16 protein-coding genes and 1 pseudogene are annotated in these 18,863 nt (G+C 61.5%); 4 read left to right on the plus strand and 13 right to left on the minus strand.

All coding sequences use genetic code 11. The features are described 5' to 3' along the window. Positions 1 to 6 precede the first annotated feature (6 nt). Positions 7 to 450 carry a DUF3828 domain-containing protein gene (locus tag M0D67_RS40525; RefSeq protein WP_266243204.1) on the minus strand — a complete coding sequence of 148 codons (444 nt, stop codon included), beginning with the start codon at positions 448 to 450 and terminating at the stop codon, positions 7 to 9. Between the two features lie 99 nt (positions 451 to 549). Between M0D67_RS40525 and M0D67_RS40530 the strand changes: the two are divergent. Next, positions 550 to 804, plus strand: a pseudogene (locus tag M0D67_RS40530) (site-2 protease family protein); the annotation flags it as partial. Positions 805 to 1,245: 441 nt separating this feature from the next. On the opposite strand, the gene M0D67_RS40535 reads toward M0D67_RS40530, so the two are convergent. The 12 genes from M0D67_RS40535 to M0D67_RS40590 form a co-directional block, all read right to left on the minus strand. Continuing rightward, positions 1,246 to 1,716: a ribonuclease gene (locus tag M0D67_RS40535; protein WP_171929191.1), complete on the minus strand. Its 471-nt coding sequence runs from the start codon at positions 1,714 to 1,716 to the stop codon at positions 1,246 to 1,248. Positions 1,717 to 1,951: 235 nt separating this feature from the next. Beyond that, on the minus strand, positions 1,952 to 2,785 hold the full coding sequence (locus M0D67_RS40540) for a sugar phosphate isomerase/epimerase (protein WP_266243209.1): 834 nt from the start codon (positions 2,783 to 2,785) through the stop codon (positions 1,952 to 1,954). 54 nt (positions 2,786 to 2,839) lie between these two features. Then, entirely contained in the window at positions 2,840 to 4,765 is a 1,926-nt protein-coding gene (locus tag M0D67_RS40545; RefSeq protein WP_266243212.1) for a bifunctional sugar phosphate isomerase/epimerase/4-hydroxyphenylpyruvate dioxygenase family protein, read from the minus strand. A 116-nt stretch (positions 4,766 to 4,881) separates the two neighbouring features. Then, positions 4,882 to 5,712, minus strand: coding sequence for a 3-keto-5-aminohexanoate cleavage protein (locus M0D67_RS40550; protein ID WP_154565417.1), 831 nt, complete (start codon positions 5,710 to 5,712; stop codon positions 4,882 to 4,884). 239 nt (positions 5,713 to 5,951) lie between these two features. After that, a complete protein-coding gene (locus M0D67_RS40555; RefSeq protein WP_266243215.1) occupies positions 5,952 to 7,004 on the minus strand; it encodes a Gfo/Idh/MocA family protein in 1,053 nt (350 codons plus the stop codon). Between the two features lie 189 nt (positions 7,005 to 7,193). Then, on the minus strand, positions 7,194 to 8,591 hold the full coding sequence (locus M0D67_RS40560) for an MFS transporter (protein WP_154565415.1): 1,398 nt from the start codon (positions 8,589 to 8,591) through the stop codon (positions 7,194 to 7,196). A 593-nt stretch (positions 8,592 to 9,184) separates the two neighbouring features. Beyond that, positions 9,185 to 10,021, minus strand: a complete 837-nt coding sequence (locus tag M0D67_RS40565) for a shikimate dehydrogenase (RefSeq protein ID WP_266243217.1) — start codon at positions 10,019 to 10,021, stop codon at positions 9,185 to 9,187. A gap of 118 nt (positions 10,022 to 10,139) precedes the next feature. Next, positions 10,140 to 10,427, minus strand: a complete 288-nt coding sequence (locus M0D67_RS40570) for a TlpA disulfide reductase family protein (protein WP_266243219.1) — start codon at positions 10,425 to 10,427, stop codon at positions 10,140 to 10,142. A 118-nt stretch (positions 10,428 to 10,545) separates the two neighbouring features. Further along, on the minus strand, positions 10,546 to 11,025 hold the full coding sequence (locus M0D67_RS40575) for a DUF417 family protein (protein ID WP_154565412.1): 480 nt from the start codon (positions 11,023 to 11,025) through the stop codon (positions 10,546 to 10,548). A 6-nt stretch (positions 11,026 to 11,031) separates the two neighbouring features. Continuing rightward, positions 11,032 to 11,250 carry a hypothetical protein gene (locus tag M0D67_RS40580; protein WP_266243222.1) on the minus strand — a complete coding sequence of 73 codons (219 nt, stop codon included), beginning with the start codon at positions 11,248 to 11,250 and terminating at the stop codon, positions 11,032 to 11,034. A 145-nt stretch (positions 11,251 to 11,395) separates the two neighbouring features. Then, entirely contained in the window at positions 11,396 to 12,433 is a 1,038-nt protein-coding gene (locus tag M0D67_RS40585; RefSeq protein WP_266243224.1) for an MBL fold metallo-hydrolase, read from the minus strand. Positions 12,434 to 12,526: 93 nt separating this feature from the next. Then, positions 12,527 to 13,711, minus strand: a complete 1,185-nt coding sequence (locus M0D67_RS40590; RefSeq protein ID WP_266243227.1) for an FIST N-terminal domain-containing protein — start codon at positions 13,709 to 13,711, stop codon at positions 12,527 to 12,529. Positions 13,712 to 14,279: 568 nt separating this feature from the next. On the opposite strand from M0D67_RS40590, the gene M0D67_RS40595 reads away from it, so the two are divergent. From M0D67_RS40595 to M0D67_RS40605, 3 genes are all read left to right on the plus strand, one after another. Then, entirely contained in the window at positions 14,280 to 14,636 is a 357-nt protein-coding gene (locus tag M0D67_RS40595; RefSeq protein ID WP_154565409.1) for a septal ring lytic transglycosylase RlpA family protein, read from the plus strand. Between the two features lie 204 nt (positions 14,637 to 14,840). Continuing rightward, complete coding sequence (locus M0D67_RS40600) at positions 14,841 to 15,974, plus strand: substrate-binding domain-containing protein (RefSeq protein WP_266243229.1); 1,134 nt, start codon at positions 14,841 to 14,843, stop codon at positions 15,972 to 15,974. Next, entirely contained in the window at positions 15,971 to 18,790 is a 2,820-nt protein-coding gene (locus M0D67_RS40605; RefSeq protein ID WP_266243232.1) for an ATP-binding protein, read from the plus strand. The genes M0D67_RS40600 and M0D67_RS40605 overlap by 4 nt, the downstream gene beginning before the upstream one ends. Positions 18,791 to 18,863: the final 73 nt, after the last annotated feature.

Genomic DNA, 18,863 nt, shown 5'->3' on the forward strand with positions numbered 1-18,863 from the left:
GAAGAACTAAAGCAGTCCGCATGAAGTGACGCGACAAGTACGTTGACAACCGCCGCGCAGAAAAACCAACACGCTGATTCTGTCTTTCGAGCCGAAAGTAACTGGAACAACCGCAACATCGTCAAGCATGATCGCCTGGTGTGTTGCGATGTTGTTAGACCAGTCCTGTTCGTCGTAGTCCTGAACCTTCGTGAAATAGTCGACGTCGCCAGGCAGCCTGTTATGGCGATACGCGCTTCGAAGTCTGTCGACCGTCGTTTTGGTCACGTAGACATAAATGCCCTTGTCCAACAACGGATAGGTATCTTTAGATTCCAACTTGATATACCAGGCGTAAAACGCCTTCGTGCTTGCGTCAGGAGTCGCGCTATCCGCGAACGCCCCTTGCTGGAAAAGCAACCCGCCAACCAGCAGCAGTACCGACACGGCGAAGGTAAATAGCTTCTTCATCTTTCGTCTCAGTTGTATCGATAAATTTTATATGGCGGCTGCATTGCGTCCCAGATCGTTATGTTAATGGTCGGCTTCACGGAGCATGCCCGTTATCTCGTTCCTGTGCTTGTCGGATTGTTCGCGTGGCATCCTAGTCCACTCCTGATTGTCATGGCTATCCTGGCGATGCCGCAACTCAAGCGCGCATGGCATTACGATCCGGCTAGTCCGGAGAACGTTCGATACTATGGCATTGCACCGTCGGTGAAACTCACTTATGCGTTTTATTATCTGGCGCTTTTGGCGTTTCTCGCGATGATGACGTTTGGCATCCACGACATGCTTGGACCGTTGCGTGGCGGTACGCGCTGATTTGCGTTTTGGCTTTGTCCGGCGGCTCATCGGCCATTTCCGACATTGGGGCAGGTCGGGTTCTACGTCAGCAATGTGGCGGATTGCTGACAGTGGCAGCATCGAGCAGTCGAATGGCCGCTTCCTGCATCAGCGAACTCACACTTCCGACCCCTTGCCGTCATTCGGGCCACCGCGAGAGCAACGGCTGTTTCCAAGGTCCAACGGACATTCGCTCGCGCGGGTCGACTGCCGTCGAACGGCATTTCCTGCCGTTCGATGGCCAACCGTGATAGATCTGCCGGAAGCCTCTTACATGTCGCTCACGACACCATCGCAGCAGATGGCGGGTAGCGGCTAGGGCAAACGCCACTGATCGTGCCATCGCGGCACGCCTTCTGAAAATACAACGCCCGGGCGTCTGCTTTATAGGAGGCCCGGGGCGTTTTTAATTGGCTCAAGTTATTGTGCAATGCGTTTGAAACTGGCGTAGTAATCGTCGGTGTAGTAGCAGTCGCCGGTCTGCCTACGCGGTCCACCACATACGATGCGGCGCTGCCCGCGATCCGCCGAGCCAGGCGTGCGAACTGTGTATGCGTGGTAATAGCCGCGCGGATGCTGCGGCAGCAATACCGCGCTGTTACGGAACAAGACACCGTCCTCGCCAAAAGGGAAAGGGCCGCCCGCTTTGATCAGACGCAGTGTTTCGGCTGCTTCCCCCGGCAACTGCGCCTTAGTGACGGCGGCCGGCGCGCTCCGCTCCTGCGCGCCCGATGCGGCGGGTGTGTCGCTCGCGGCCTGCCCAAGCTGAACCGGTGCCTGACTCGCGGATGCGCCCGGTTCCTGAGTAGCGTTTCGCGATCCGTCCTTGCCGCATCCGCCGAGGATAGCGCTCAAGGCGAGGATGCAGGAGAAAGCCCACGCTCGCTTCACGATACGGTCGTCTCCGGGTTGACTAACATTCGACGATCACGAACGATTTAAGGGTATCGCTAACGGCAGAGCGAATCAATGTTCGGCGGACATAGGAATTTTTTACTCGACAACCAGGCCGATGCGCGGTTCTCGGCGTTCGAGAAATAGGCGGATCAAGCAGATTGCGGTGAGAATCGTTTTATCGTCGAACTGCTGGACTGGTAAACTCGGCCAGGCAAGATCAGCCCGCCGTTTACACCCCCGCATAGGCCCGTTCGACGACGGCAAATGTCGCATCGCGCAGCTTGCGAGCCCGCTCGACGGCGCTCGCCGTTTTTGCCCAGCGCTCCATCGGCACTTCGATGCTGATCGGCAAATCGTCGGGCAGCGCCCGCAGGATGCCCGCCAGATCGAGACCGCCTTCCCCGGGAATCAAACGCTCGCAACGCGCCTGATACAGCAGCGTGTTGAGATCGGTGGGACGTTCGGCGGGCGCGTCGCAGAACTGCACGTATCCGAAGTACTCGCGCGGTAACGCGCGCAGCTCGTCAATTGACGACGCTGCCCGGTCGAAGTGGATGGGATCGATAATCAGCCCTGTGTTGCGCCGCCGCGTTGCCTTCACGATGCGCGCGCCCTGCGTGATGTTCTTCACGTCGGTCCACGGCATCGGTTCGAGCGATGGAGAAAGGCCGAGCGGCTCGGCGAGATCGCAGAGTTGCGCAAGGCGCTCGGCGGTACGAGCCTCATCCGGGTCGTTGCCAGCCACCAGCACGTAGCGCGCACCAAGTTCGGCGGCGGTGTCGAGCGTGGGCTTGTACGCGGTCACATTGGTATCGGGCTTGAGCCGCAGGATCTCGACGTCGAGCACGCGCACGCCGGTGTCTTTCAGGCGCGCCAGCGTCTCGCGTTTGAGCGGGGTGTCGCCGACGAGCTCGTACCGCACTTCGTGATCGGTCGCCGGGAGCAGCCGCAGGCCGACGAAATCGTAGCCGGCCCGGGCTGCGCACTCGACCATCTGCGGCGGGCTCAGTTCGAGTATGGTCAGCGCCGACAGCGAGAGCGCGCGCAAAGATTGCTGTGTCATGTCGTCTCGTTCCATTCGTTCGATGAAGGACCTGGTGCCGCATCGATTGTGTCGTCAGGCTCCTTGAGCTTGCGCAGCCATGCGTGCCGGCGCGTTGATCGCGCCGTACGCATCGTATGCATTCACGCGCTGCGTGACCTCAAAGAACAGCCCGCCGTCCAAACACTCCGTGTAGATATGGAAATAGTCGCCGGCCGCGGACCGGTCGAACAGCACGCCCGCGCTTCGCAAGCGCGCCAGCAGATCGTCATCGAGGTCGACGCGCGTGATCAGATCGTCGTAGTAGTTTCCCGAGATCGGCACGAAGCGCGCGCCGCTGGCCGTCAGGCGCGCCACTGCGTCGAAGATGTCATCGGTACTCAAGGCTATGTGATGAACCGCCACGCCTCCTCCGGCGCTCACCGTGCGGGCCGTGCGCGTGCGCTGGCTCAGCGAGACGTTGAGCACCAGCCGCACGCTGCGATCTGCGTTGGCTACGCCGCGGCTGCGTACCAGGCCAAACGGATCGGCGAGTTCGAGGCTCTCCCCGGGCTCCAGGCCGAGCACCGCGCGCACAAACAGGATCCACGTGTCGAGTTGATCGACGGCGAGCCCGAGCGCAACGTGATCGATACGTTTCAGGCCGGCTCCAGCGGCGGACCTGCCAGGCTCGTCCTCCAGCACGAAATCCGCCTCGTACAGACCATTTGGTCCGAGCGCGGACGACACGAAGCTGATCAGCATCCCCCCGGGCGAAACTATCGCCGGAACCCGCTGCTCATGCGGCCCCAAAGGACCATCGTAGCGCTGGGAGTGCATCGCGGTGGCGCGGCCGACCGCGCTTGCCGGATCGGCGGTGCGCATGGCGAGCGCACACACAGACAGCCCGTGGGCCTCGAAGCGGCGGCGTGCGAAGGAGTCCGGCTGCGCGTTGACAATCAGATTGATGTCGCCCTGCCGGTACAGCACGACGGCCTTCGAGCGATGGGTGCCGGCACGCCGAAAGCCGAACTGCCGCAACAGTACGTCAAAAGCTTCGGCTGAAGATTCATCCGCGGCGAACTCGATATACGACAGTCCCATGATGTCGGGCACCGGGGGTGGACTGTACAGCTCGACGCGTTGCAGCACGCTCGCGCGCCGGTCCGTGAAGCGTGCGTTGCTCTGCGCCGGCGCCGGCTCCTGCAGACGTTGGCGCACCTGGCTCTCCAGATACAACAGCGAGCGCATCGCATCGACCGCAGTGCGCCGATTGGGCGTCTCGCGAAATACGTCGTTGAAAATCTCGAGCGACAAGGGTCCGGTATAGCCCGCCAGCAGCACCTGCTCGAGGAAATTCGTCATGTCGAACTGTCCCTGGCCGGGAAACGACCGGTGGTGCCTCGCCCATTGCAGCACATCCATCGACAGTAGCGGCGCGTCGGCCATCTGCAGGTAGAAGATCTTCTCCCCCGGAATGTCGGCGATGCCCGACGGGTCATCGTTGAGCGACAGTGTGTGAAAGCTGTCGAGTATCAACCCAAGGTGTGGATGATCAGCGCGCCGGACGATCTCCCACGCCTGCCCATACAGCTTGGTCACACGCCCCCACGCGAGCGCTTCGAAGCCGACCCTGAGGTTGCGCATCGCCGCGCGCCCGGCAAGTTCGTGCAGTTGCGCGGCCGCCAGCGCCGGATCGTCGATGACGAGCAGCGACGTATTCGAGCAGCACAGCATGACCGGCGCATCCAGTTCCTGCATCAGGTCGAACTTGCGCTCGGCACGCTCCAGGCTGCGCCGAAACTGCGCTTCGGGCATTCCTTCGAAATCGCGAAACGGCTGATACAGGTCGATGGTCAGCCCAAGGTCGGCCGCCATGACGCGCAAGTCCCGGGCTGTGCCCTTGAAGTTGATGAAGTCGTTCTCGAACAGTTCGATACCGTCGAAGCGCGCGGCCGCAATGGCCTCCAGCTTCTCGGGCAGCGTCCCGCTGAGCGACACGGTCGCGATGGTTCGGCGCATGACTTGTTCCTCGGCTTACGTTACCGCATACCCTCCATGGGGCATCGTTGCCCGACGTCGCGCGTGCCATTGAGGCGGACCGCCCGCTGGGCCGGGCGCTCGCGCATCGCGTGGGGTTATCGAGCCGGCAGACCCAGCATTTCGCGCGCTTTGGCTGCGCTCGCCACCGGCCGGCCATATTCGCCGCACAACGACGCCACTCGCGTGACCAGTTGCGCATTGCTCTTCGCGAGCGTTTCCTTGTCCCAGCGCACGTTGTCTTCCAGACCCGTGCGGCAGTGCCCGCCCATCTGCAACGTCCAGTGGTTCACCTCGAGCTGGTGCCGCCCGATGCCAGCCGCGGTCCATGTTGCATCCGGCAACAACGCCTTGAGTTGCTGGACCTCGAACTCAAGAATCTCTCGACGTGCCGGGAGTGCGTTCTTCACGCCCATCACGAACTGAACATGCACCGGGGATTTCAGCAGCTCTTGTTGCACGAGGTCCACCGTGCTGTACAGCATCGCCAGATCGAAGATCTCGATTTCCGGTTTGACATCGTAGTCGAGCATCATCTTCGCGAGCGAGCGCACGAAGTCCGGCGGATTTTCATAGACGGTAGTCGGAAAATTGACCGAACCCGTCGCGAGCGATGCCATGTCCGGGCGCAGATCGAGCATCGCGCCACGCTGCTCGAATGAGCGACCGCGGCCGCCTGTCGAAAACTGAATGATGATGTCGGGGCAGTGCTTGCGGATGCCGTCCTGAAGCGCGGCGAAACTCGACCGGTCGGAACTGGAGTTTTCCTGTTCGTCGCGCACGTGCAGATGAACGAGCGATGCGCCGGCTTCGTACGCTTCATGGGTGCTTTCAATCTGCTCGGAGATTGTGATCGGCACGGCCGGATTGTCCTTCTTGCGCGGCACTGAGCCTGTGATGGCTACGGAGATAATGCATGGTTGACTCATGGCTAACACTCCAGGATATCGGTTCAACCTGTCTCGCGCATGTCGCGAGCAATCATGACAGCGTGCCCGGGAAACTGTCCGCGCAGCATGCCACTACCAAGTCTAGTTCAACCCGGACGCGCTGACGTCCGGGTACTCTTAAGCGACCGCGGTGTGCGCCATTCGGCGGCGCAGCCGCATGTTTTTTCTCCTCCACTGGCTAGAACGCGACCGCGATGCCGTGATGTCGGGCAGCGAAATCAGACCGGCGTCGTGTCGACGATCGATCCGCTTTTCGCAGCTTCAGTGATGGCTTCGGTAATGCGCAGGTTCCGCAGACCGTCCCGTGCGCTGACGATCGGTTCGGTTTCCCCTCGCACGACGCGGCCGAAGTGTTCGATCTGACGCGCGAGCGGATCCTCGCGCGTCATCTCGGCGACGCTGACTTCGAACGGCTTCCACCACGAGCGGTCTTGCGCGCGGGCGTACGTCTTCATGCGCATCGTCGGCACCGACAGCGAACCGAAGGTGCCGGCAATGACATAACAGTCTTCGTCGAGATAGGTCGCATAAGCCTTGTTCTCCTGCGAGGTCTGCTCCCAGCTGCGCGCGCAAGCGGCTGTGTCGGACAGCATGAAGCTCCCCAGTGCGCCATTGGCGAAGCGCAGGTTGATCGCAACGGTGTCTTCCACCGGGAAGCCACGCGTGGCGTGCGACGACAACGCCTGCACCGCGACGATGTCGCCGCACAGCATGCGAAGGTTGTGCACCTCGTGAATCATGTTGATCAGGATCGGGCCGCCGCCGGGTTCCCGGCGCCATGGCGCCTCGGCGTAGTACTCGTCGGCTTTGAAAAATGCCGCGGCACCCATCACGGCAACGAGTTTTCCGAGCCGGCCCTCATCGATCATTTCCTTCGCGCGCGCCATGATCGGGCTGTGCGCCCGATGATGGCCGATCAGGATCTTCGCCCCCGCCCGGTCGGCCTGCTCCACCAGCACCTCGGCTTGCTCAACGCTTGGCGCGATCGGCTTCTCGAGCAGCATGGGCACTCCCGCCTCGATGCACTTCAGTGCGTGCTCGACATGCAACTTGTTAGGCGTCGCGAGAATCACGCCATCGGGGCGGTTCTTTTCAAGCATTTCGTCCAGTGACCGGTAAAGCGGCACACCAGCCTTGGCCGCGACTGCCTCTGCAGCAGGACCCGGGTCCACAACGGCCGATAGCATGCAGGTCGGACTCCGCTGTGTCACGCCCATATGGGCGAGGCCGATGTAACCGGCGCCGGCCACGGCAATTCGTGTCTTGTTCATTGATATGGACCCCTCGGGTAACGGACAGAGCGCTGCCAGCCGATGCCGCACGTCATCTGTGCGGCGACTCCCGCTCGCTGACCCGGGCGGCACAGCGAGCGCTGTCAGAGGCAACGGTCCCGCGATAGAGCCGGATGCGAGACCCCGCAACCGGCACGGTCTCGCTGACGCTGGCGCCCACACGGATACTCAGGCAGCCTTCGCCGCGGCAAGGGTTTGCTTGCGCATCAGGTTGTAGTCCAGCTTGTCGACTGGAACTGCGCCACGTTCACCGAGATCGTTCAGGTGAATCCGGTACGTCTCCCGGACCATCCAGGCCGCGAACGCCGAGATTATCGTTATGCCGAAGGTGATTGCCCCGATCGTGAGGGGAATGTCGGTTGATCCGGGCGGCGCCACGGTGGCGAAGAGTGCGGGCAGCAACGCAGTGATCGTGGTGCCGATGTTCTGGGCAATGGCCATTGCCGAGACACGGGCGCGTGTCGGGAAAAGTTCGGGATAAAAGCTCGGGAAAATCGCGTTGTAGCCCTGGTAGACGATGCCCCACATAAGCATTGACATAACGATTGCCAGCGCCACGCTGTGAATGCTGATCGCGTAGAGGTAGCCGAACGACAGCAACCCTGAACCGAGCGCACCACCGATGATCAGCGGCCGCCGGCCGATTTTGTCCGACAGATTGCCGAAAATTGGAATAACAATCACCGCCACGATATTGCCTATCACGGGGATCCACAGGTAGACACTCTTGTGAAAGCCGACCCCGTATGACGGCTGGACCGCGTAGGCCGCGCCGAAAATCGTGGTGACCACCGGGATGACATTCATCAGCGCCAGGGCGACGACGGCAAGCATCTCCCTCCAGCAATGCGTGAAGGCTTCGATGATCGGCGATTTTCGGACTTCACCCTGCTCCTCCTCCGTGGCAAAAGCGGGCGTCTCGTGAACTTCGCGACGAATGATGTAGCCCGCAAACAGCACGACGACACTCAGCAGGAAGGGGATGCGCCAACCCCACGAGTTAAACGCGTCTTCAGGCATGTAATGTGCGAGCGGCAGGAATACCGCCGCGGCAAGGATCTGTCCGGCCTGCACGCCCTGCAGCGTAAAGCTGGCGTAGTAGCCGCGCCGCCCGAATGGCGCGTGCTCGAGAATCATCGAACTGGCGCCGGAGATCTCCCCAGCCACCGCGAAACCCTGGATGAGACGCAGGATGACGAGCAGCACTGGGGCGAGCAGGCCGACCTGGTGGTACGTCGGAAGAAGGCCGACGGCCATCGTCGAAAAGCCCATGAGGAACATGCACAGGAGCAGTACCGTCTTACGGCCATGGGTGTCGCCCCAGTGCCCGAGTACGAAGGCGCCGATCGGCCGCGCGACATATCCAACCCCATAGGTTGCCAGCGACGCGACAATGGCGATCTTGGGGTTCCCTGAGGGGAAGAACAACTGGGGGAAAATCAGGGACGCCGCTGTCGCATAGATAAAGAAGTCGTAGTACTCCAGCGCCGAGCCGATCCAGCCGCTGGCGGTCGCCTTTTTGGTCTGATGTGCGCCGTGCGGCTCATGTTCCGTGATGCTAGCCATTTGAGTCTCCAATATTAGTAATTGATTGAAGTCAGTGTGCGCCCTGCACGTCAGCGGTCAAGAAGGCTGGAAGCCGCGCCTCGTGAGCGCGATCGCCATACCTCTGACGATCCACCGATGCTTCCGGTGACGAGCGCTACCCGCGCAGGCGAATCTGAAGTGTTCATGATGTGCATCCGGCAGACTCATGAAACGGGCGTGGCCGTTTCAAGAGAGCCGCGTGAGCGTCTAAGTTTGCGCCGCCGCGATCGCGCGAACGGTATGTTTGAAAAGTACGCGACGGACCGATAGGGGACAACATCAATCGGCAAAAAGTGGGCGCTATTCGCGCATCACGCGCGACTTTCGCCCGAAAATCGGGTTTCTACGGAGCTCGGCTATGCACGACAAAGACCGGATCGAGGGCGCGGCGAAAGCGCTGGCAATCAGCAGGTATTTAACCGCGGCTATGCGTTCTCTGAGCAATAGCTCGAAACGGGCATGCGAGGGATATCAGTACCGCTAAGGGATCGCAACGGTTGTGCGGTCGCAGCAATCAGCTTAAGCAGCCTATAGGACCAGAACCGGGAGACGCACTGCGTCGAATGTGACCGCTACGAGTATTTGATTTGCGAAACCGCGTATAACTCGTCCGGTGTGGCAGTGCCAAAGCCGAAAAATTCGAGGTACGCAGGAATCATTTCAAACAGCATGTCGGTGCCGACCTGCACGCTGCATCCTTTATCCTTCGCCGCCAGCAACAACGGCGTGTATTCCGCCTTCATGACCACTTCGCCCACAAACGTGGTCGGTGCGATGCGGTCGATGTCGAATGGCAATGGATCGTCGTCCTTCATGCCGAGCGGCGTGGCATTGACAATCAGGTCGTAGCCCGCCGGATCTTTTGAGCCAGTGGTGACGACCAGTTGCGGGTAATACGTGCGCAACCGCTCGCCGAGCGCACCGGCCGCGGCGTCGCTGGCATCGAACAGCGCCAGCCCCGCCAAACCTGCCGCAGCCAATGACGCGGCGATGGCCGAGCCGACGCCACCGCTGCCCAATACGAGCGCGCGTGCCCCCTCGAGCAGGCAGCCCTTGCGTTCGACGCCGCGCACAAAGCCGGCGCCGTCGAACTGATCGCCCAGCAGGGTTCCATCAGGCCGCTTGAGAATCGCGTTGCATGCGCCCGCAATGCGCGCGGTCGGCGTCACTTCGTCAACCAGGCCGACGGTGGCGACTTTGTGCGGCATGGTGACTAGCGCGCCGCGGATATTGGTGAGCCGGAACAGTGAAGCCAGAAAGGTCGGGTAATCGTCTGGCTTCACGCCCATCGGCATGACGACTGCGTCGATGCCGTTTTTCTCGAACCACGGGTTATAGATCATGGGCGCCTTGAACGCCTCGGTGGGATATCCAAGATGCGCGATAAGGGTAGTTCTTCCGCTGATCATTGCAGCACTCCCGAAAAGATTCCAGAACCAGGCCGGGATTTCGGCGCGTCGACCATCACTAACAATCAATATATATGACAGCGCACCAACCAGGGCGGCCGCGCGACGGACGTGCTGCTTACGACGCATCGTAAATGAGTGTGGTCGGGTATGCGGTCGTTTCTGTAGCCTTGGCAACGCTGAGTTCGGGATCGAACAGCGAATTAGCGATGCGCAAATTCAGCGCCTTCATGAATGCATCAACGGTATCGCGCCGCTCCCCCTGATTGACGAAAACCAGATTCAATCCTGGGTATCTTGCCTGGGCGCTTGCAAGTACCGGCATCTCGGTCTGGCAAGGTGCGCACCACGTTGCCCAGAGATTGATGACGAGCGGTTTTCCGTCACGCGGAGCAAGAGCCTGCATGGTTCCCGCTTCGTTGATACCAGGTCAAATGGGAGAGAAGCAGGTCCGATGTTCATGCTGTCGAATCCTTCGGCTTTTATGGAGCAACGACGCCAGGATACGACATGGATCCGAGCCTTTACGACGCCGCAGCGCGCGGCGACAAAGAGGCGAGAAGCAGTGTAAAGCAGGCTGCCAACAGGGCGATATCCTTCAGCAGAAACTGCTCCAGCAACGTCGAGATGATCGGGAAACCGGTCGGGCTTATTTGAGTGATACCCGGCGTACTGAGAACAAAGGACGTCGTCAGGAGGAAGGTGGCGCTCGCCATCGCCGCTCCTAAAGCGGACACCGCCGGAATCATCGATCCGATGATCAGAGCGGCCGCGGTCGTCAGTTCGATCGTCCCCACAATCCGGGCTTCACCTCTTACGCCGAACACGCCCAACCAACTCATCAACGGGCTGTGTGAGATCAACGGCGCGATGGCGTCGGCCGCATAGGGCGTGAATTTCTGTATCCCGAACCAGATGAAGATGGCCACCATCGACCACCGCAAAAATGCCAGATGCAGATAAGTCCCGCTGCTCTTTTCTGCCACTCGGAAATGAATGTTCATGATCTTTCACACTGCCTCTGTAGAAGTTGCGATGGTTTTGTCCTGGCGCGTGCCGGAAGCCAGAACGCCTTCGGCATTCAGCACCGCCTTGAGTACTTCGGCCGACAACGCGCCTAGCGCAACGAACAGGTTCGGGATGCTGCCTGCGGCCTTCTTGACCTGGGCGTAGACTTCGGCAGTCGCGCCAGTGGCGGACTCAACTGCGGGTACGGTGATTCGGCTCATGGTGTTACTCCTTCATCAGGTGGGTAGGAGTCTTCACTTTAAGCCGAGGGAATGATATTTTTAAGCCTAAAAAATCGCAATAAAATGCTCATTCGTATCATTTCTTTCAGTTGGCCGGGCAACGCGGGCATCGCGTTCATCGCGTCTAATCAGGCTTTTCGTCACCCGGAACCGACGTGGCGGACCACGCCGCCTGCACTTCTGCAATCAATGCTGCCGAGCGTCCTTCGTAACGCGGCGAAAAGTGGAACGGTACAACCGCCCGGGCGCCGATCCGGCGCGCAATCAGACCCGCCTGGCGGGCCGTCAGGTGATTCTTGCGCAGGGCATGGGTCTTGTCCTCGTCAAGAAATACGCTCTCGATAAAAAGCAGGTCCACGTCGTGCATCAACTCCGACAGGGTCTGTACGTTCGGTTCCGTATAGCGCAAGTCCGTTACGTAGCCAATGCGCCGCCCGGGAACGACGTCGAGGATCAGGTGACGCAGTTCGCCGACCTGTCGGGTCATCGCGTGGTCGCCATGCCGATCGCGCCACTGAACCTGAATGGGCGTCTCGTCGGGGACGCCGGTCAGCACCGCATGTTTCAGTTCGCGCAGCCACGCACCCGTCGACACCCCCAGCGCCGCGAGCCGGTCCTTCGCGACGATGACGCCGGCCTTTTCCTCGAGCACGTACGCAAGGCACGGGATGTCATGATCGACAAACCGGCCACGCACGCGAAAGGTTGTTTCGTTGTGCACCACGTCGTCAGATCGCTCAAAGGATGAGCCGGCTTCGCGGACGAACCGTCTCCGGCTTGAAAAGAGTGCGCGCTGCCCGCCACCGTCCACTCCGATTTCGCGCGCGTCGATCACCAGCTCGACCTCGTAACGATGCACTACGTTCCAGGTATAGGCGCTCAGCTTGTGTTCGATTTGTGCAAGAAAGTTGGGTCCACCAAACATCACGATGCCAGCCTTGCGCCCGAGCATCACGCGCAAGAGACGACCGAAGCCGGAAAAATGGTCCATGTGCGTATGGGTAACGAACACATGTGACAAACGCATCAGGTGGCGGGGCAGCAGCGTGGAGATATCGCCAAGATCGAAAAGGAGGGCACGCCGTTCGTCACAAAAGTCCACGTATAGACCTGGGTCGCCAAATGCGTCATTGACAAGCCTTGGTTTGAAGAGGGCATGCATGAATCTGCCAGGGCGGAGTACGAATGGCTGTTGTGGATGAGCGCAGTATGGATATTCTTCGCGCTATGGCAAAAATCGGAACCGTCCGGAGCGTCAGTCCGGACTCGTAAAGACCGTCAATACGCCGGTGTAGCCGTAAAGGTGATTCCTTGCAATCTCGCCGCCGGCGAAGAATCCCACCAGCGGTACCTCGCCTAGGGCATTTCGCACCGTCTGCAACTCCGCATGCCGCGCTCCGAAGTGCGGCCCGCCCCGTCCCGAGCAACTGACATACAGGGCGCCCGACATGTGCCCCGCCGTGCCGCTTTCCAGTTCCGCGCGGATTTCCGTTGCAATGCGCACCAGATCGACCCGCGCAGCCTCGGGGTTGCGCGTGCAAAAGGCCAGATGCATGCCGGGCTCGACCCGATCCGCAATCGCCAGGACCCGGTGCTGGGTATCCACGCCCACCAGGTGCCGCACGAGTGTATCCGCGCCGAACTTTCCAGGCCATTTCGGCAGGTCCTCGGCGCCGGTGCTCAAGCCGGCCAGGGTGGTAGACAGCGCCTGCGACAACGCATCGATTGGCAGATCCCGGTCGAGTCCAAGATCTTGCAACACGCAATCGAGTGCGGGCTTGCCGTCCAGCGTGCCCACCAGATTGTGTTGGGCCTGGGTGATGGTGCGCACCGGCCCGACGGGCTGGCAGCCCTGCGTCACGCGTGAGATCAGACCGACCTCGGGGCCGAAGAGCACGCCGGACATTCCCCCGGTGAACACTCCATCCGCCATGTGCAGCGGACGGTTTCGCGCCGAGGACAGGCCGCCGAAGAGATAACCCGTGGTCGTGCGGGCGCTCAGTTCGTGCAGCAATTCTTGCACGTCCGGCGTGCTGCCCTCGGCATGGACCAGCGCGGTATGGGCCATGAACCCGGAGGATGTCGCAGGCAGGGGCTGCAGACCGGAGAATAGCCGGAACGATTCACGTGGCAGCGGCGCGAGCATCAGCACCAGGGCCGGTTCGTCGATGTATTCGATGCCGCTGGCGGCCACACCGACACCGACCGTACCGACCCAGGCGACGCCTGGCTGACCCCGGTGCAGTTCGTCGAGGATCGCCTCGGACGCGGGTGCGTAATAGTCGCTCACGTAACACCAGCCGAGCGTGAACGGAGCGGATTCGTCAAGCTGCGCCGCACGGGCCGCAATTTGGGTTTGAATTTGCCTCTGGCACTCGGCGAGAGCCACCCGCCAATCGGCGTGGGCGGCGTGAGCGTGGACAAACGAAGCGCGGGACATGGCCCAACCCTGTCGAAGACAACAATAAGTTGGACCTCCGCTGGCAAGGCATGTTCAGCCGGCCGTTGAGAAACCCGAGATCAGACCGGCCGCCAGGGCTTGCGGTTCATGAGTACAACCCGTGATGTCCGGAACGTTGTGGACGTTGCATCGGGGCGAGCAGCCCGAACAATTGAGCGGTGCGGCGTGTAACTTCGCGCACCGGGCGAGATCGGTGGCCGTTATGATAGCCATGTGGCCCCCGGCAAATGAATACGTATTTCACGTATTTTCGTCAAGGCCGGTACCAATCGCATCGGCGACACCTGCAATGAAATCAGGGTCGGACTGACAGACCCACTGCATGAGACCTAAAGAAATTGTCAAGATGTTATGTCACCCGGGCATGCGGCTTGCCTGAGCTTTTTGAGAACGTTAAAACCACGCCTCATTAACTGACATGTGGTCTATGGTGCTATCACTCCGCTATTTGGGAGTTTTGGGAATCTGCGCTTTGTTCGCGGCTTGCGGACAGATTGCGCCCGAACATGCTGCGTGCAGAGTTGATTCCTGTCGCACGCGACACGAGATGTTGCAATCCGGCGAGGCGTCATGGTATTCGGCAACGTTCCAGGGGCATCTGACCGCAAATGGAGAACGCTATGATGGCGGCGCATTAACGGCTGCCCATCGAACATTGCCGCTCGGCAGCTACGTGCGCGTCAGTTCGTTGGCAACAGGAAAGTCGGTTGTCGTGCGTATCAACGATCGCGGACCATACATCAAACACCGAATTATCGATCTCTCTTATGCCGCGGCGAAGACCTTGGGTTTGACAGACGCACGGTCGATGCAAGTACGGATTGAACGAGTAGAGAGCACGGCGAACACACAGACGGAGTCGGACGGCGGCGGAATCTTGACGACGGGAAACGGCAGTCGGTAGAAAACACGCGGGGCGTCAACGGCGTTGTGGTTCCGGGTCGTTAAAAAAGCACCCCAGCGACTTCGCCACCAACAGTAATCGTGGCTGAACAGGACACGCGAGCATCGGGGTGTACTATCGTATTCGCAGGATCATCCTGCGCGCGGCATTGGGTACGTCGTCAATAGCGGTCAATAAACCGCGATTGGGCCCTTGGGGAACAGCATGAAGGGCTTGCTTGTGGCATGGGTATGCGCGTGTGTGCTGTCGGTTGCCGCGGCGCAGGGTCTGGCGCCTGCCCCCGTGCCCGGGACCACGGTCGCCGCGAAGGACTACCTGGCCGGAGCGAAGCGCGTCGTCGATGCTGCGGCGCAACCCGCTGCACCTTGGAACGGGCCTCGCAACGGGCCGCGCGCCCAACTCGGGAAACGCGTCGCCATCGTCGCCGAGGATTTGCGCAACGGCGGCATCGTCGGCGTGGTCGACGGTGTGCTGGAAGCGGCCAAGGTCATCGGCTGGAGCGTCAAGATATTCGACTCCGGCGGCACGCCGGACCTGCGGCTGAAGATGCTTGCGAATGCGCTGGCAAGTCGTCCAGACGGTCTGATCATCGTCGGTGGCGACGCACGCGCGCTGCTGCCAGGGCTGCGGCCGTTTGCCGAGCGGAGCATTCCGATCGTCGGCTGGCATGTCGCGGCCCAGGCCGGACCGGTGCCTGGCACGCCCGTGGCGATGAACGTGGCGACGGATCCGCTCGAGGTCGCGCGCGTGACCTCGCTGGCAGCCATCGTACAGTCCGGCGGGCATGCGGCAGTCGTCATCTTCACCGACTCCAATTTCCGAATTGCGCAAGGCAAAGCAGATGAAATGGCTGCCGTTGTGCGCGCGTGCAGCGGCTGCACCTTGCTCGAAGTGCGCGACGTGGCGATCTCGCGCAGCCATGAACTGATGCCGGGCACGACACGCGCCTTGCTCGCGCGGTATGGCAAGCGGTGGACGTATGCACTGGCCGTCAACGACATCTACTTCGACTACGCCGCCCCGGTGCTGACCCAGGCCGAAATGCCGAACACCGCCATGGCCATGCTGTCGGCTGGCGACGGCAGCGAGTCCGCCTTCCTGCGTATCCAGACGGGCAGCTTCCAGACGGCCACCGTGGCCGAACCCGTGAATCTGCACGGCTGGCAGTTGGTCGACGAGATGAACCGGCTCTTCGCCGGGGGAGGCGTCACGGATTACGTGTTTCCGGTGCATCTCGTGACGGCGGACAACATCGCCGCGGACGGCGGCGATCGTCTGCTTTACGACCCGGCCAACGGCTATCGCGACGTCTATCGCCGCATCTGGCAACGCCCGTGAAACTCCCAGTCCCACGATCGCTCACCGCGCAGTTTACGCTCGCGGTTTCGTGCCTGGCCGCGCTGGTAATCGCGGTCGGTGCCACGACCCTCTACTCGTTGGCCGGTTCGGTCCACGCGATCCGCCAGTTGGCCGAAGAGCGGCTGGCCCGCCAGGAGGACGCACAGGACCTGGCGCAGCGCACGCTGATGATCGAACGCCTGGCATTGCAGTTGTCCAGTGACGATACGGCGGACGCTGTGCGCGAGACGCATCGGCGTGTCATCGAACAGCTGGCATCCTTCGACCGCCTGGTGGACCGCCTCGCCTCCGCGACCACGAGCGACAACGTCGGTGTCGACGCGCTGGCGATGCATCGATCGAGCCAGCGCTTTCGCAACACGGTCAACATCGAGGCGCAGGTGCGCGAGACTGCGCTGGGCACCGGAGCCGCGCCGCGGCCCGGCGCGTCATTAGCCAGCCTGGACGACGATCTGCGCCGCCAGGCTGACGCTCTGGCCGCCGCGGCGCGCCAGCAGTTGGGTTATTTCACGCGCGACTACCGGAAAGCGGTTCAGGATCTGGCCGAAGACCTGGACCGCACCCGCAACTGGGTGGAGGGCGAAGTTGCGGTGAGCCTGCTGCTTGCCTGGCTGATCGCCCGGCCATTCCTCGGTCGCCACGTCGTGGCGCGGCTGCGCCGGGTCAGCCACTTCCTTCGGCAAGGTGATGTCGACGGCGCGCAAGCCGGCGTCCCCGTTCAGGGCGGCGATGAGATTGCCGATATGGCGCGCGCAGTCGAGCAGTTCCTCGAAGACCGGCGCCAGCGCAGGCAAGCCGAGGATGCGCTGAAGGAACTCAACGCCGAACTCGAGGCGCGCGTGACACAGCGCACGGCCGAACTCAGCACGGCGCTTGCGGGCCAGACGGCTGAGATCGCCGAACGGCAGCACGCCGAAGAGGCTGCGCGAGCGAGCGAGCACTTCCTGGACAGCATCATCGAGAACATCCCCGACATGATCTTCGTCAAGGATGCGGCGACGCTGCGCTTCGTGCGTTTTAACAAGGCGGGAGAGCAACTGCTCGGCTACCGGCGCGAGGAACTCATCGGCAAGTCCGTCCACGAGCTGTTTCCGGCGCAGGAGGCAGATTTCTTCGCGCTGAAGGATCGTGACGTGCTGGAGTCGCAGCAGATGGTCGACGTGCCGGAGGAGCCGGTTCACACACGTCACGGGCCGCGCCTGGTGCACACAATGAAGATCCCGATCGTCGACGTGCGCGGCGAGCCGCAGTTCCTGCTCGGCATCTCACGCGACATCACAGAGCAGAAGCGTGCCGAAGAGGAACTGCGGCGCTATCGCGAGCACCTCGAAGATATGATCCGCGAGCGAACGGCTGAACTGGCCGTCGCCAAGGAACACGCCGATGCGGCCAACCAGGCCAAGAGCGACTTTCTTGCGCACATGAGCCACGAGTTGCGCACGCCGTTGAACGGAATTCTAGGGTACGCGCAGATCCTGAAGCGCGATAAGCGCCTCGATCAACGCCAGGTCGATGGGGTCACGGTGATCCAGCGCAGCAGCGAACATCTGCTTGCGATCATCAACGACATCCTGGACATGGCCAAGATCGAGGTCGGAAGGGCGGAGCTCAACCTATCCGACATTTCGCTTGAGCGGTTCATCTACTTCATCGCCGAGACGATTCGGGTGAAGGCAACCGAAAAGGGTTTGGCCTTTGCGTGCGAGATGGCACCCGATCTGCCCGCGGGCGTGCGGGTCGACGAAAAACGGCTGCGCCAGGTGCTGCTCAACCTGCTCTCCAACGCAATCAAATTTACCGAAGAGGGAAGTGTGCGTCTGCGCGTCGGTTATCTGCCGCCCGCGCGGCTGCGTTTCGAAGTGCAGGACACCGGCATTGGCATAGACGAAGCGCGTCTGGAGGCGATCTTCCAGCCTTTCGAGCAAGTGAGCGATGCTCGGCACCGGGTGGGTGGCACGGGGCTGGGCCTGGCCATCAGCCGGCAGCTTGTGCGTTTGATGGGTGGCGAGTTCCGCGTCGAGAGCCGCCGCGGTGCAGGCAGCGCCTTCTCGTTCGAGCTGAACGTCCCGGTGGTGGCGCCTCAGGCAGTTGTCGTCCCGTCCGAATGGGCGGTAAGCGGCTATAAGGGGCCGCGCAAGACCATACTCGTCGTGGATGACGTAGCGGCAAACCGTGCTGTGGCGGTCGATATGCTCGGCCAGCTCGGATTCGACGTGGTGGAGGCCGTCAACGGATTTGAAGCATTGGAGAAAGCCAAAGCGCTACGGCCGGCGCTCATCCTGATGGATGTCCGCATGCCTGGGATGGACGGGCTCGAAGCAACGCGGCGCCTTCGCGAAATGCCGGAGTTCGGGGATCTGCCCATCGTTGCGGTTTCCGCCGGCGCCTCGGGGAGTGATGCGGCGAAAAGCCTGGCGGCCGGTGCAAACGCCTTTCTGTCAAAACCGGTTGACCTCAGTCGGCTGTTGTCACAGGTCGCGGCCCTCCTGAATATCGAGTGGAGCGACGAAGTTCCGCAGACGCAAGCCGCCGGAGCGGGCCGAACGGCTGTACGCGCCGCCGATCCCTCCGCGGGAAGCTTGATCGTGCCGCCGCCGGGGGAAATCGAAGCGCTACACCACCTGGCGCGACTGGGCGACATGCGTGCCATCGTGCAACATGCCACGCACCTGACCGAGCTTGACGAGCGCTATCGTCCTTTCGCCGACCACCTTTGCCAGCTAGCGAAGGATTACCGATCCAAAGCAATCCTCAGCTTCGTCGAGCAATATCTGGAAAGGAGGCAAGCACCATGATTGGCACCGACGTCTGAGCCCCCGGCGTCAGACTACTTGTCGTGTTATCTGATTCCTATAGACATGGTCCGGG

Source organism: Paraburkholderia sp. SECH4 (genome assembly GCF_030511745.1).
Taxonomy (GTDB): domain Bacteria; phylum Pseudomonadota; class Gammaproteobacteria; order Burkholderiales; family Burkholderiaceae; genus Paraburkholderia; species Paraburkholderia madseniana.